Origin of the sequence: Clostridioides sp. ZZV15-6597, assembly GCF_020657815.1 — a bacterium.
In the GTDB taxonomy this organism is placed as follows: domain Bacteria; phylum Bacillota; class Clostridia; order Peptostreptococcales; family Peptostreptococcaceae; genus Clostridioides.
The window spans coordinates 1-15,616 of the sequence record NZ_JAGWCT010000034.1 but is presented as its reverse complement, the minus strand read 5'-3'; the positions used below and the strand labels follow the sequence as shown (position 1 = coordinate 15,616).

Below are 15,616 nucleotides of genomic sequence, written 5' to 3'. Positions count from 1 at the left end.
AAGGAGAATATTATGGATAAAGACAAGCTAACACAAAAAGAGCAACTCCATGTTTTTTATGGTAATAATCCAGATTTTGAATTATCGGATATTGAGTTACATAAAAAAGAAACTTTAGATAAATTAAATTTAGATGGAGTTAATAAAGAAGTGGTTTTAAAAAACCTTATGATACAAAAAAGATTACATCAATTACATGCGTCAGAAGGTATACATTCAAAGTTAATTGAAAATGATTTAATATCAGCTCAACAAATTGCAAGTATGGAAGAAGAGTATTTTGTTAATACATATTCAACTAAACTAGAAATAAGCAAAGAAACTGCTAGGAAAATTTATAAAAATGCAATATCAATACATAATAAAGTAATGAATCTCTTAGTAAATATAAAAACAACAGTTGCATCTCCATATTTTAGAAATCTCAAAGTAAATACAATAGGTGATGATACAATTAGATATTTTGAAAAATTACCTAGTTACCAAGAGATGTTCGGAAATTTAGATTTTTGTGATTGTGAAGATTGTAAATCAATATTTGGACCTGCTGCGTATTTTGTAGATTTAATGAGAATAATAGATAAATATATAACTAAACCAAATGAACATACTATTGATAAAGACCTGAGTTTAAATTATAGAAGACCTGATTTACAAGAGATACCTCTTACATGTGAAAATGCAAATAATCTTGTTCCATATCTAAAAATAGTAAATGAACGTTTGTATGATTTTATTAAAACTTTATTTAGTACAAAAGACACTAGTATATTTGAGGTTCTTGCTACAAAAACTGTGTATCCATTTAATCTCCCATTTAATTTAAACTTGGAGCAGATAAGAGTATATCTAAATCAAGAAAATTTAAATTTGAGTGACATATATGAAACTTGGGATATAGAACAAAACGAAGTTGAGAGAGAAAGGTTAGGTATTTCATTAAAACAGTATAATATTTTAACACAGAGTTTTAAAGATGATAATCAATTAGCAAACTATTATGGTATGAGTGATAAAGCTAAATTAGCAGAATTAAATAATACACAAACATTACTAAAAGTAACACAATTAAAATATAATCAACTTGAAGAATTACTAATGCAAAATGTTTCACAGAACGAAAAAGATAATAATATAGCACATAATTTTTATATAAATCAAGGTCTTTTAGACAAAAAATATTTGTATATTGATGACAATAAGGAAAATAAAAATAATAATCTATCAAATTCAATTAAAAACATCGATAATGATGTTCTTGATAGATTAAATAGATTTGTAAGACTAAGTAAAGCAACTTCTTTAAATTTTATGGATTTAGACTGGATGATAAACTCAATTCATTATTATGATAAAAATATAGAAATATCAAAAAAAACTATTACAGATATATCCCGTTTATTAAAATTATCAAGAGATATGAAACTTGATGTAATAGATTTATGTGCACTTATTGCTCCAATAAAAACATATGGAGAAGGCAATGACTTATTAAAGTCAAAAGTACCTTTTGATGTCATATATAATAATTGTAAAACTAAAAAAACTGAGTCTACATATCATCCTAAAAACAATAAACTAAACCCTCTATATATAGACAATTTAAAACTTTGGAATCCTGCTAAAATTGATGAAAATAATATTAAAATTTCAAGATGGCTTTCCAGTAGCTTAATTATGTCAATTGAAGATTTAAATTTTTTAGCTATCACAATTTTTAAAGAAAATGCAAACATAGATTTAAAGGAAGATATAGAATTAACTGTAGATAATTTATCAGCTTTATATAGACACTCATTACTTGCAAGAAAATTTAAAATGAAAATTGAAACCTATATAATATTGCTTAAGCTATGCCACTTAGATACTAAAAAAGTTTTTTCTATTGATGATATTTATTGCATTAAAAATGTTGTAAGTTTTATAGAAAATTCTAAAATCAACATATACGACTTTAACTATTTTATAAATGGAGAAGAAAGTCAGTATGTAAAGCAAATATTCAAAGAAGATAGTATTGATAATTGGTTAAAGTCATTATGTATGAGCATAAAAAAAGATTCAAGTCTAGATATAGAAAATGAAATTATAGAAATGATGTCTGCTTATCTAGGTACAGAAAAAGAGTTATTAAAATATTTAGTGATTGTGTTTAAAAAGTCAATTGTTTTACCTGAGGGTATAAAATATTGGACAGAAGCATTTATAAACTATTCTAACCCTGAGAAATATAAGTTTTATGTTATAGATGTATTAAGATGTTGTTCAAGATGGATTAACTTAGTAACTAAAATAGCACCAGATTATAAGCTTGTTGAAAGTATTATTAAGTATCCGAACTATTATGGTTTCCAAAATGATTTTAAGTTGTATTCTATAGATAATATTATGAATTTTTATTTGATTAATGAGTATTTATATACTTTTGATGATGTAGATTATGACATGCTTAATTTTATTGAATCAAGCGCAAAAAAAGAAACAAATAGTACAAAATATCTGTCAATAGCAACTAATTGGAATAAATCTCAAATAGATGATTTAATATCTAAGCAATTTTCAAAAGAACAAAATTTAGTGATTTTGATAAAAAAACTAAAAAGCTGTTTTGACATAATTAATAAATTAAAGTCTGATAATGCATTTATAGACCATATTCTTACATTATCAGGTTTGGATGAAGAAAAAAATTGGACTAAATATGTTGACATTTCGAATATGGTAGTACAAAAAGTAAAAGGGATATACAGTATAGAAGAATGGAAATCGATAAATACAAAATTACAAGCAATTATAGAAGGTTCTAAACGAGATATTTTGCTTAGTATCACTTTGTATACTCTCAATAAAAAGTTTGCAGATATTAAAACATCAAATGATGTCTATAAGTATTTATTAATTGATGTAGAAATGGATGATTCTACGCAGATTTCTTATATAGTAGAAGCATTAAATGCTACTCAACTTTATCTGCAAAGATGCAGATTAAAAATGGAAAAAGGAGTAGAGTCACTAAATATACCTGAATCTTGGTGGTCCTGGATTATGAATTATAGAATGTGGGAAGCGAATAGAAAAATTTTTGTATATCCAGAAAACTATTTATTACCATCAATAAGACATACAAAGTCAGAAATATTTAATAAGTTAGAAAGTGCATTATCTCAATCTGAAATAACAGATGCATATATAGAGACAATTTATAATGATTATATAGAAGAATTTTCAAATATATCAAAATTGACTATAGCAAGTTCATATCGTTGTACATATAAAGATTCAATGCGTGGAGATGTTTGTACCTTATTTTTATTTGGACGAACAAGTCAACAACCATATATATATTATTATTGTTATCAAGAAGAGGGGATGCCTTGGACTGAATGGAAAAAAATAGATTTAGCAATAAATTCACACTATATAACTCCAGTATTTGCATTTAACAAACTATTCATATTCTGGGTGGAATTAAAAGAAAATCAAAGTACATCCATAGATGTGGTGGGCTCAGTAAGTAAATCTAATAATAGCAAAACATTTAAAATGGATATGTACTATTCGTTTTTAAATATTCAACAGAAGTGGGTAAATCCTCAAAATATATTATCAGAAGATTTGGTATATTACACTGATTACTCTGACAAGGATTCAATAAAAAATCAACTGCCTTTTAAAAATATTTTTGAAATGGATAGTATTCCTTGGCTTAAAGTAAATGCATTTTCAGTTAATGCATCTAATTTTAAAGCGTTTGATAAAAAATCAAAGGATTTTGAGCGTATAAATATACTTTATGGACCATTTGCAAATCAATCTGGAAAGGTAATTGAAATAAAGCAAATCAATGATGATGGTACAAATAAGTATTGTTTTGAATCCAAGTTAAGTGAAATAGGTGAAAGTTTTAATAGATTGGTTTTAGCAAATAATACAGGTTACTTGCCTATTCAAAATCAATATTCATTCAATATGAATATGAACAATGAACCACTATTATTAAAAAATGAATTTTTATTGGTTGATAGATATTCACAAAATAAATATCAAATACCTTATAAACCTATTATAGATAAATTTAATAATAAGCTTGGGATTGTTTATTCTCAAAGTGTAATTTATGATAATTATCTATCCGACATGAAAGACTTATCGCATCAAATAGAGGAAAGCTTTATTGAATCAGATTCTTTTACATCAGATACAATTGAATTTAGTTTATCAAGTCAGATTTTTAATGATTTAAAAACAAATAAGATAATTGATGATAATGGTAAGATATTAAAATCAAATCTCAGTACATTAGATTTGGAAATAGTGCTTATAAATAGGATTGCATCAAAAGAAATTAGTCCTAATCAACTTTTAGATATACAAAAAGTATTGTTTAGCCATGTTAGTGGTTTAAATATATTTAATAATATAAATCAAAAGGATATTTCTGTTATGCCTATATATAACCAAGTTGGTTCTTTTGTATTTGACAATGTAGATGAAACATTTATGATTTCTCCAGAGGATAAAATTACTTCAGATAAAATTTCAGTTCCAAGGTTTAGCATGTTATCAGAGGGGCTAATAATTACAAGACCACCAGCAAGTGTAAGTTCTTTTTTATCACTTGGTCTTAACTATGATAAATCAATAAAATGTATAAAACTTTTGAAAAATTATGGGTTATTGGATGAAAATAATATAGTTAAAGTTTCGAATATAGATTACAACATAATAGAAATAATATTGAGTAATGCTCAGTTGGATGACACAACAAAAAAATCTATCTATAGGATGTTGATGAATTTTCCAATAGTAAATAAATATAGTTTTGTAAATAAGGATATTAGTAAGAGTGTATCAGAAACTATTTACAATACTTTTGAGTATTATAAAATTATAGATTCACATGGTAGAGCAGATGGAAATAATTTAACATATCCAGATGTTAAGTTGATTCTAAAAAATCAAATAGAGAAAGGTACTATTAAAGTAAATCAGATTTATGATATTTATGAAAAACTAGTTCATTCACCTGTACCAGTAACACTTAAATATGAAAATTTATATGAAGATAAGAATATGTCAGACCTATCTAAATATAAATTTAATATAACTAGACTGTCAACAGGTGCAACAAAAATATTACAAAAACGTATATTTATAGGTGGAATTGATATGCTTCTTAGTACTAATTCTCAAAATATACCAGTTGTTCCTGTTTTACCTTTCGATAGATTTGAAGCAAACAAAAATTATATAAACTATCCAAGTGCAATTGATGGTGTACAGGTAGATTTTGATGGGCTTTATGGTGAATACTATTGGGAACTTTTTTATCATGCACCGATGTTATTAGCTCATAATCTGAGAAATAATCAAAATTATGCTCAAGCTCAAAGATGGTATCAATATGTATTTAATCCAACAAATCCAGAAACAAAAATAGTTAAAGATACTTTTTCAAAAGAAACTGAGCATATAATAACTGATAAAATGTCTGAAGATATACTATCAGTTTTAAAGACTAAAAAAATAGGTAATCCAGCATATCCTATTATTGATGATAATGGAAGAGTAAACCCAGAATTTAAATTAAATACAGAACTTAGTTTTTTAACGGAATGCAGTTTAAATAATGAAATGATAATCATGGTAAGAAATATATTGATGAATAAGCTTTTAGCTACACCATCAAGTTGTTATTGGAATTTCCAACCATTTCGTACTCATGTTTTAGATGAATTTATAGATACTTTAGATGACAGTAATCCTGCAATGAAAGTTTATAATAATGACCCATTTAACCCACATGCTATTGCTAGACTAAGAATGGGAGCATATGAAAAGTACACTGTGATTCAATATATAGAAAATATAATAGAGTGGGCTGATAAACAATTTATGCAAGATACATGGGAATCTATAACTTCTGCAACGATGCTTTATATATTAGCATCAAGCTTATTGGGAGAAAGACCAGTTAATTTAGGTAGACATGACAAAAAAAATGTAGAAACATTTAAGTCTATACAGACAAAATATAAAGATTGTCCAGGTGGTATACCTCAATTTCTGATAGACCTTGAAAATCATATATCTAATATAAATTCAGATATACAAGTTGATTTAGGGTTTAATAATATAGATGTTTATTTTGGAATACCAGAAAATGAGGAACTTATAAAACTTTGGGATATAGTGGATGATAGATTAAATAAGATTAGACATTCAATGAATATTAAAGGTGAAAAGAGATTATTGGAGTTATATCAACCACCAATTTCACCAGAATTACTTTCTAGGGCTGCAAGTTCAATCAATAATGTAAATTCATTAGCAGAATCACTAGATATAGAATTTTCTAATTATCGTTTTTCATTTCTAATTGAAAAAGCAAAGGAATTTGCAGGGCATATATGTCAACTTGGAACAAGTTTATTAAATACAATTGAAAAAAACGATGCAGAAAGTATGGCAGTGCTTCATTCAATACAAGAAAACAATATTTTAAATATGGTTACAGTAACAAAAGAGAAGCAAATAGAAGAGCTAAATGAAACTATTAAGTCAATGGATCAATCCCTTAAGAGTGCAGAACATAAGAAAACATATTATGAGAATTCAATAAAAGATGGGCTTTCAGAAGAAGAACAAACAAATTTAGATGCAATGGGAGTAGCCTTATTTTTCCAAGTTTATGCAAATCTATTTAAAACATCTTCAAGCATTGGATATGCAGTTCCACAAGTAGGTTCTCCTTTTGCCATGACGTATGGAGGACAGCAGTTAGGAGCTGTATTAGAAGGAATGGCAGGTGCAGCAGAAATAGGGGCATCTATCTCAAATTATGAAGCACAACGCTCTTTAACAATGGCTGGATATAATAGAAGAGAAGAAGATTGGACATTTAACAAAGAATTAGCTAATTATGAAATTGAGAATATTAAAAAACAGATTGAGACTCTTAAAATAAAAGTCCAGAGCGCAAAACAAGAGCTTGAAATACATAAGAAAACAATTTTACAGGGTAATGAAGTTTATAATATTCTAAAAAATAAATTTAATAATGTAGATTTATATTCTTGGATGGTAGGTAGAATAAGTTTAATATATTGGCAAATGTACCAAATTGGATTAAACATGGCTCATGTTGCTGAGAAAGCTTATCAACTTGAATTTGGTTGCGATGATAAATTTATAAATTTTAACAATTGGGATAGTATGAGAAAGGGTCTCTTGGCAGGTGAAGGACTTCAATTAGCATTAAGTCAGATGGAGACATCCTATTATAATAAAAATAAGAGGGGTCTAGAAGTAGAAAAAACTATATCTTTGGCAATGATTAGTCCTGAAGCATTATTAAATCTCAAATCATCTGGAAAATGTAGTTTTGAATTGACTGAAAAAATGTTTGATTATGATTTCCCTGGACATTATTTACGAAAAATTAAGAGTATATCTATATCTGTGCCAGCGGTGGTTGGTCCATTTCAAAATATTAAAGCTACATTAGTTCAGAAAAACAATAGTGTTGTTACAAAACCTTTATTGGAAGTTGTAACTTACCTGTTGGATAATAAAATTGGCAATAAACCAAAAGAAGGTATTAGAGAAAATTGGTTGCCTAATCAAAAAATTGCCATATCAAAAGGTATTGATGATAGTGGAATGTTCTTGCTTAATTTTAATGATGAGAGATACTTACCATTTGAAGGTACAGGAGTTGTTTCTAGCTGGGAACTTGAGATGTTAAAAGAAACGAATAGGTTTAATTTTGATAGTATATCAGATGTAATAATCAATGTAAAATATACAGCTCTTGAGGATTCAAATTTAAAAGAAAAGGTTATAGAATTGTTATCTAAAAGTTATCCATATGTAGGCGGACTTTATTTTCCTTTACAACAGATATTTTCTACAGAATGGAATATGTTTATAAATGAATGTGATAATCAAGAACTACAGAGTTTTAATTTTGACATTTCATTATCCCAACTTAGTTTCTTTAGAGAAGTTAATGTTAAAGCTATATATATGAAGTTAGATATATTAAAAGATATTGTTTTACCAATAAAATCAGACTTTATAACAATTGAAAATTTAGGTATGAAAGAGACTGTAATAAATTTAAATAAAGATATTGGAATGGTAAATAATATCAATTTAAATATGAATGATATTAAAGGCAAATGGAGTATAAAAATAGATTTAGAAAAAATGAAAAAAGATAAGGATTTAAAGAAGCTTCTTAAAGAAAATAATCATATTGATGGTAAGAAATTATATGGAATAGAAATGGTTTTGGACTATGAAAGTAAAATTTTTTAAGTTGATTAAATTGGTAAATCTAGTCAGTATTATGTTTTTTAAATCATATTAGAAAGAAGGCAAATACAAATGGATATTATTAAAAATATACAAAGCTATTGTGTAGAATTTAGAAATTTATTTGGGTTAAAAGATAATATATCAAGTCAAGTTTTATTAAGTATTGCAAAAGATAGTACATATGCACATAATCTGCATGCATGTAGAAATGTTCAAAGTTTTCTTGAACATCTTATAAAGAATCCAGCTTTAGATTATACAGATGAAGAAGTTGAAAAAGAATTTTTAGATAGCACATTATTTTCTAAACTTGATAACATAATTAAAGAATCTAAAATAAGTTTTGTATATGAAGATAATAAAAAAAATTATGAAGATAAGTATGGTTCTTATATAGAGGAAGAAAAGAAAAAAAATCCTGAAGCTAAACCATGTAAACCATGTGCTGAAATTAAAGTAAATGATTTTAGAGAAGTGTACTTAGATTCAAATGGAACAACTTATATTCGTGATGAGATAGTTAAATTGCTTAAAGATTATTATGATGGGGTTTATGGCTATGCTAATCCAAGTAGTTCAACAGTACAAGGACATTATACTTTCGATATTATGAATAGTTCCAGAAAGACAATAGCAGACTGTTTAATGGTTGATACAGAGGAAATATATTTTACAGGCTCAGGTTCTGAATCAAATAATTTGGCTATAAAAGGGATAGCGTTTAAGCATTTGGATAAAAAAGGTCATATTATAACCACTAAGATTGAGCATCCATCAGTACTTAGAACTATGGAATATCTTGAAACACTTGGATTTTTGGTAACCTATATAGATGTAGATAAATTGGGAAGGATATCACCAGAAGATATAAAAAATTCTATAAAGGAAAATACAATACTTGTATCAGTAATGGCTGCAAATAATGAAATAGGTACAATAAATCCTATTAAGGAGATAGGAGATATATGTAGAGATTATAATATACCTTTCATGGTGGATGCAATACAAGCTTTTGGTAAAATACCTTTAAAACCTAAGGAGTGGGGAATTTCACTTCTTACATTTTCAGGACATAAAATATATGCTCCAAAAGGCATTGGTGGAATATATGTAGAAAATGGATTAAGCTTAGTTCCAATAATACATGGTGGAGGACAAGAATATGGACTTAGAGCTGGTACAGAAAATGTAGGTCATATAATGGCTTTAGGAATGGCAACTAAACTTGCTTACAATGAAATGAATGATGAATCAAATAGACTTTTAGAATTACGAAAGTTTTTCTTAGAAGAGATTGAAAAAATTGAACCAGATTATATTGTAAATGGCTTACTTGAAAATAGACTTCCAAATAATTTGAATATAGGATTTCCACTTCTTGATAGTAGTGCAATTATAAGAAGTTTAAATAATATAGGTATAAGTGTATCTCCTGGGTCTGCATGTAGTTCAAAAAGAATAAAAACTTCTCATGTACTTGAAGCAATAGGAACAGACACAAAAAACTATGCTTCAATACGATTTAGTTTTGGACTTAATACAAGTAAGGAGGATTTAGAATATCTATTTAAATACCTTAAGAAAATTATTTATATACTGAAATCAAATAATGAAGAAGTAAGAAGTGAAATATTAGTAGAAAATTAAAATAATAAGGAGTGTTTTACTATGGGTTATGATTATAATGAATGTAAAAGACGTTTAGAGCAAAAAAAATTAAAGGCTTGTTTAGAAATGCATTGTATGGATTTTTCTACTTCAAAGGCATATCATGATTCGTGTGGTGACCAAGGAATATATCAAGCAGTACATGTAGTTATGTGTAGAAATAGTAAAACAGGAGAAACACTACCATCATCAACAGAACATTTAATTGATGATTGTATAGCTAAACGTATGCAGGATAAAAACTGGAACTTGGAAGATTGTTGTTGCTGTTGTTCATGCTTTGCAGATGGGACTTTTATTTCGGTACCAGATGGTGAAGTAGAGGTACAAAACATTAAAAATGGTGATAGAGTCTTAGGAGGTTCTATAAAAAATGATGGAGAAAAGTTAAATCTTATATGGGAGCCTGTAAAAGTACAATTTAGTACAGGTACTGAAAGTGGAGAACAACCTGCAATGGTATATATAGTATATCGTTCTGTAGATGAGGATAATTTAGATGAATTAGAAAAGAAAATAAAAAATGGTAAAAGAGAACTAATTGTAACTGCAGACCATGTATTTTTACTTGCTAATGGAAAGTTTACTATAGCAGGTAAATTGAAGCCAGGAGATGTACTAATTGATAAAGATGGAAATGAGGTGCCTGTTTTGACTGCTAGTTTAGGTCATTATACTGGTGGAGTCCATCACATAACGACTGATATAAATTTTGAAGGAAGTGTTGATAAGCATTTAGTTATTGCAGGTGGAGTAGTTTGTGGAGATTATACACTTCAACTTCACTTTGAAGATTTAGAGGATAGTTTAAAAGTTGAAAATTACAATAATCTACCTATTATAGGAAGTGAAGAACATATGAAAGAGTGTAAACATCTTGTAAAGGATAGAGGAGTATTACTTTTTAATACAAAAGATAATCCAGAAGTGGCTGTTAATGAGAAGTTTTCACCATATAAGTTTGGATATAAAGGAACTATATCATCAGCACATACATTGTTTACAAGAGAACAAGCAAATGATATATTCCAAAATGGCACACAATTTCCAATACATATGACATTGGGCTTAAATGCAATCCAATATTTAATAAAACTATTTAAAGGATTTTATCCAGATATAAATATACATTTAGAATGGGATAGAATAGAACCAAATGTATATGCATTTGAAGAATATGGAGTAAAGACTGTCCTAGTATCTGGTGGATTAGTTAGAATGGAAAACTTAGATGTTGAGGGTCTTGCTATGGCAATTGGCCATGGGATAGGTCGTTTCTATGGAGGAGCACCACAAAATAGTGATAAAATGTCAGGGACAGGACCATCAGATTATTATTCGTTTGGTGTTGTAAGTAGAAAAATATGGTTTGGTGACCAATGGATGACTTTAACTCTTAGAGGATATGAGCAATTGGGAGATTTATGTAGATTAATATCAGATGAAAATGCTACAGGAAATGAATATAATGTTTGTGAAGAACCATCTATAAAATGTAGATTGAGCGCAATGGCTTCTGGTATACAAGGAGGAAGTTTACCAGTTTGTGCAGGTGGTGTAGAAAAGCCAAAATTAAAACTTGAAGCAGTTGATAATAATAATGATGGAATTTCTCTTACTTTTAATATGACACTTGATAAGGTATTAGCAGAAGATGAATTGAACTACTTGATAGACCCAGTAGTTCAAGTAGAAGATATTACAGTAGATTCTAAAAGAGATTTTATAGTGAATATAAAGACTAAATTTGAATCTGGAAAAGAGTATACTATAAGTGTTAAAAATCTAAAATCTATATATAAGACTGACTTAGATTCAAAATATTCTTCTATTGTTTATATATGTAAAGAGTAAATTATATAAATATTAATTACATTAACATGCTATAAGATAGACAAAAAATAAAAATTGAATATATATAATTTTCTGAAAAATACTTGTCCTAAAATATATAATATGCTATAATGTAATTAAATAAGAGAAAGGGGTGATTCCAGTGGGAACGGATGTGGCACAGCCAAATGATGAAGAAAACTCAATTATAATCTATGAAATAAAGTTAGATGCTTTTAGTGCTATATTAAGTACTGGAAAAACTCAAAAGCTGGGATAATTATTGGAATTGCCTAGACTTAAAATTTTGGTAGTAAAATAGTCATATTGTATAGCCAAAGCATCTAAGTTTTAAAGTTATTTGTAAGAATTAAAACTTTTGCAAATTTCATATTTGCTTATAATTTAGTTAGAAAAATTTATGTGAAAAATTGCTTTCGATATGTGCATATGTAAAGAAATATGTATGTATGGCTAGGTAATAGGCTAGATATGTATGTAAAGAAATATGTATTTAGTCAAATATATGTATATGTAAAGAAATATATATATTATGTGTATAAGATTTTTAGTATAGATTGGTGAATAATAAAAGCAACTTATTATGTTATGTAAAACTAATTTATGTTTGTAAAAAATATATTTAAGATTTGGTTGATATATAGTTGCAAAAATATTGTTTAGTACAAAAAAATAAGTCAAGATAAGAGTTTAAAATAATTAATTTAAATATAGTTTGTTTTGACATCTAATAAATTGAAATAATTTATAAAAATAAACACCTTCTCATAGTGAAAATATACTATGGGAAGGTGCTTTTGTTTTGTATTAAAGATATTATTAAAAATTTGCATGGTTTTACATTTTAATATAATATAGACATGATAAAATATATATATTAATAAAATTTAAAAGAGAAAGGTGAAAAAGATGTATTATATAGGTGTAGACATTGGAGGAACAGGCATACAAGCAGGTGTGGTTGATAATCAAGGAAAGATACTTTTTAGAACAGAATGTAAAACTGTGGTTGAAAAGGGCTTTGAAGGAATACTAGATGATATAAAAATAATGATTGATAAACTGTTAGAAGAAAACAATCTAAATATGAAAGAGATAAAGTCTATTGGATTTGGAGTGCCTGGGTTTATAAATAAAAAAGGGTTAGTAACTTGTGTAAACTTAAAATGGGATGGAAAAGATTTTAAGAACGAACTCAAAAGAAGGTTTCCAAATGTAGAAGTTAATGGGGAAAATGATGCAACAGTAGCAGCACTTGGAGAATCAAAGTTTGGAAGTATGAAAGGTGCAGATGTTGGTGTTTTATATACTTTAGGAACTGGAGTAGGAGGAGGAATAGTAATCAATCAAAAAGTTTTTTCTGGAGCACATGGATTAGGTTCAGAAATAGGTCATCAAGTAATAGGAGAAAACTATTTTGATTGCAATTGTGGAAATAATGGTTGTGTGGAAACTTTTTGTTCAGCAACTGCCATTATAAAATATTCTCAAAAACTTATACAAGAAGGTAGAAAAAGCATGATTTTAGATTTAGCAGAAAGAGATTTAGAAAAAATAGATGCAAAGATGGTGTTTGATGCATATAGAGAAAACGACACAGTTGCAATTGAAGTAATAACTAGATTTAAATCTTATTTAGCAAAAACATTTGCAAATACAATAAATACATTAGACCCAGAAATTATATCAATTGGAGGAGGAGTTTCTAAAGCAAGTGATATAATACTTGATGGGATAGAAGATTTAGTAAGAAAATTCGTATTGTACAAAAAAGAAGATATAGCAAAAATTGTATGTGCAACTTTAGGTTCAGACGCAGGGATTATAGGAGCTGCTTTTTTATAAGGGAAATGAATTGCTTATTGGAGGCGTGATATATGGGCAAAACAAACACTAGAAGAACACTTTTTTTGATAGCCATAGGTTCAGGAACTATGCTGAATCCTCTTAATTCTTCTATGATTTCACTTGCTTTACATAGTATACAAAATGATTTTCATATTAGTTTTACAACTGTATCTTGGATTGTTTCAGCATTTTATTTAGCTAGTGCTATTGCACAACCAGTTTCAGGTAAGATAGGGGACTTAATAGGTAGAAAAATCTTATTTTTGAGTGGTTTGATACTTGTAATTTTATCAGCATCTATAGTACCATTTGTTCAATCATTCTTTATATTGATTTTTATAAGAGTAATTCAGGCAATCGGAACAAGTACCCTATATCCATCTGGAGTTGCTCTTATACAAAATAATATAAAGGAAAGACAATCTTCTGCCTTAGCAGTCCTAACCATTTTTGCTTCAACTACAGCAGGATTAGGTCCAACACTTGGGGGATTATTGTTGGATTTAGGAGGATGGCATGCTATATTTCTCATAAATATACCTATTGTTATGGTTTCTATATGTTTAGGATATTTTTTATTTCCAAAAGAAGCAAAAGAGAAAAAAGGTGTAAAGGAGACTTTAAAAAATGTTTTATCAAGATTAGATATTATTGGTATACTTCTATTTTCAATTGCAATGATTTTTTTATTACTATTCTTGCTATCTATGAAAGAGTCTTTTAATTTAGAACAACTTGTATTAGGTGTAATATTGATATGTCTTTTTATTTGGCATGAGCTGAGAACAAAATTACCATTTATAGATATTAAACTATTTGTAAATAACCCTAAATTGTCAAAGGTTTACTTACAGTTTATTATATTAAATTTCTTTAATTATATTTTGTTTTTTGGTCTTCCTAGTTATTTTCAAGATGCATTACATTATAGTGCAAAAGCAACTGGTCTATTTATGTTGTTCATGTCTGGTATAGGTATATTTATATCTCCATTGACTGGAAGATGGATAGACAAATCTGGAACTAGATTGCCTCTTATGATGTCATCAATTTTTATGTTGATTAGTGCAGTACTTCTTTCAGTAATTTTTGTTTATATACCAGTAATAGGTAAGGGAATTATTTTATCATTAGCAGGTGTTAGTTATGGAATTGGTAATGTAGCATTACAATCTTCAATGTTTAAAGAAAGTCCTCCTGAGAGCATAGGTACAGCCTCTGGTCTGTTTCAAACTAGCCGTTATTTAGGTTCTATTTTTGCTACTGTATTACTTGGAATGGTATTTGAAGCAACCATAACATCAGGACAATTTAAAATATTAGGATATGTTATGGTGATTTTAGGTATAATAAGTTTTTTATTGAATTTTATTTTAAAAATACTATTTGCAAAATATGACTGATTGGATATTCATAAACTTGAAGTACAGAATACTTTATAGGTATACAATATTTTGAATTAAAATTAAGCAGAAATTTGAACTAATATACAAAATTTCTGCTTAATTTAGTAGTTAAATTTTTTTATATAGAAAATAAGATTTTACACTTAGATAAAAAATCATTGCATTCTCAAAGTTTTTTAAATCAAGGTTGAGTATTTCATTAATTTTTTCCAGCCTATACACCAGTGTATTTCTATGTAAAAACATATCACTAGATGTTTTAGAGATGTTTAAGTCATTATTTATAAATTTTATTCCTGTAGATAGAAGCTCTTCATCAATAGATTTTATCTTATTGAAGTCTATCAGTCTATTAAGTACATCATCCTTGTTAATTAAGTCTAAAGTTTTATACCTAATAAGGTCAAATAAATTTAAAAATTTATCTTTAGCATTATCTTTTACAATATGAGATAGTAAATCAGAGCATAACTGTAATCTAAAATTAAAATCAGATTTGTTATCTAACTCACCAAGAT

General features: G+C 27.4%; 6 protein-coding genes. 5 read left to right on the top strand and 1 reads right to left on the bottom strand.

The annotated features are described in order from the left end of the window. Nucleotides 1-12: 12 nt before the first annotated feature. From KGF52_RS09635 to KGF52_RS09615, 5 genes are all read left to right on the top strand, one after another. A complete protein-coding gene (locus KGF52_RS09635) occupies nt 13-8,322 on the top strand; it encodes a neuraminidase-like domain-containing protein (protein ID WP_227840022.1) in 8,310 nt (2,769 codons plus the stop codon). A gap of 69 nt (nt 8,323-8,391) precedes the next feature. After that, a complete protein-coding gene (locus KGF52_RS09630) occupies nt 8,392-9,969 on the top strand; it encodes a cysteine desulfurase family protein (protein ID WP_227840021.1) in 1,578 nt (525 codons plus the stop codon). Between the two features lie 21 nt (nt 9,970-9,990). Then, complete coding sequence (locus tag KGF52_RS09625; RefSeq protein ID WP_227840020.1) at nt 9,991-11,844, top strand: hypothetical protein; 1,854 nt, start codon at nt 9,991-9,993, stop codon at nt 11,842-11,844. A 909-nt stretch (nt 11,845-12,753) separates the two neighbouring features. Then, nucleotides 12,754-13,689, top strand: coding sequence for an ROK family protein (locus tag KGF52_RS09620; protein ID WP_227840019.1), 936 nt, complete (start codon nt 12,754-12,756; stop codon nt 13,687-13,689). A 32-nt stretch (nt 13,690-13,721) separates the two neighbouring features. After that, a complete protein-coding gene (locus KGF52_RS09615) occupies nt 13,722-15,095 on the top strand; it encodes an MFS transporter (protein WP_227840018.1) in 1,374 nt (457 codons plus the stop codon). A 111-nt stretch (nt 15,096-15,206) separates the two neighbouring features. Here the strand turns inward: KGF52_RS09615 and KGF52_RS09610 are convergent. Next, nucleotides 15,207-15,616, bottom strand: a 410-nt coding sequence (locus KGF52_RS09610) for a helix-turn-helix domain-containing protein (protein WP_227840017.1), incomplete at its 5' end; no start/stop codon positions are given.

Bases quoted from the DNA above. Each gene is read 5' to 3' on its own strand.
- KGF52_RS09635 (WP_227840022.1), top strand. From the start codon at position 13: ATGGATAAAGACAAGCTAACACAAAAAGAGCAACTCCATGTTTTTTAT.
- KGF52_RS09630 (WP_227840021.1), top strand. From the start codon at position 8,392: ATGGATATTATTAAAAATATACAAAGCTATTGTGTAGAATTTAGAAAT.
- KGF52_RS09625 (WP_227840020.1), top strand. From the start codon at position 9,991: ATGGGTTATGATTATAATGAATGTAAAAGACGTTTAGAGCAAAAAAAA.
- KGF52_RS09620 (WP_227840019.1), top strand. From the start codon at position 12,754: ATGTATTATATAGGTGTAGACATTGGAGGAACAGGCATACAAGCAGGT.
- KGF52_RS09615 (WP_227840018.1), top strand. From the start codon at position 13,722: ATGGGCAAAACAAACACTAGAAGAACACTTTTTTTGATAGCCATAGGT.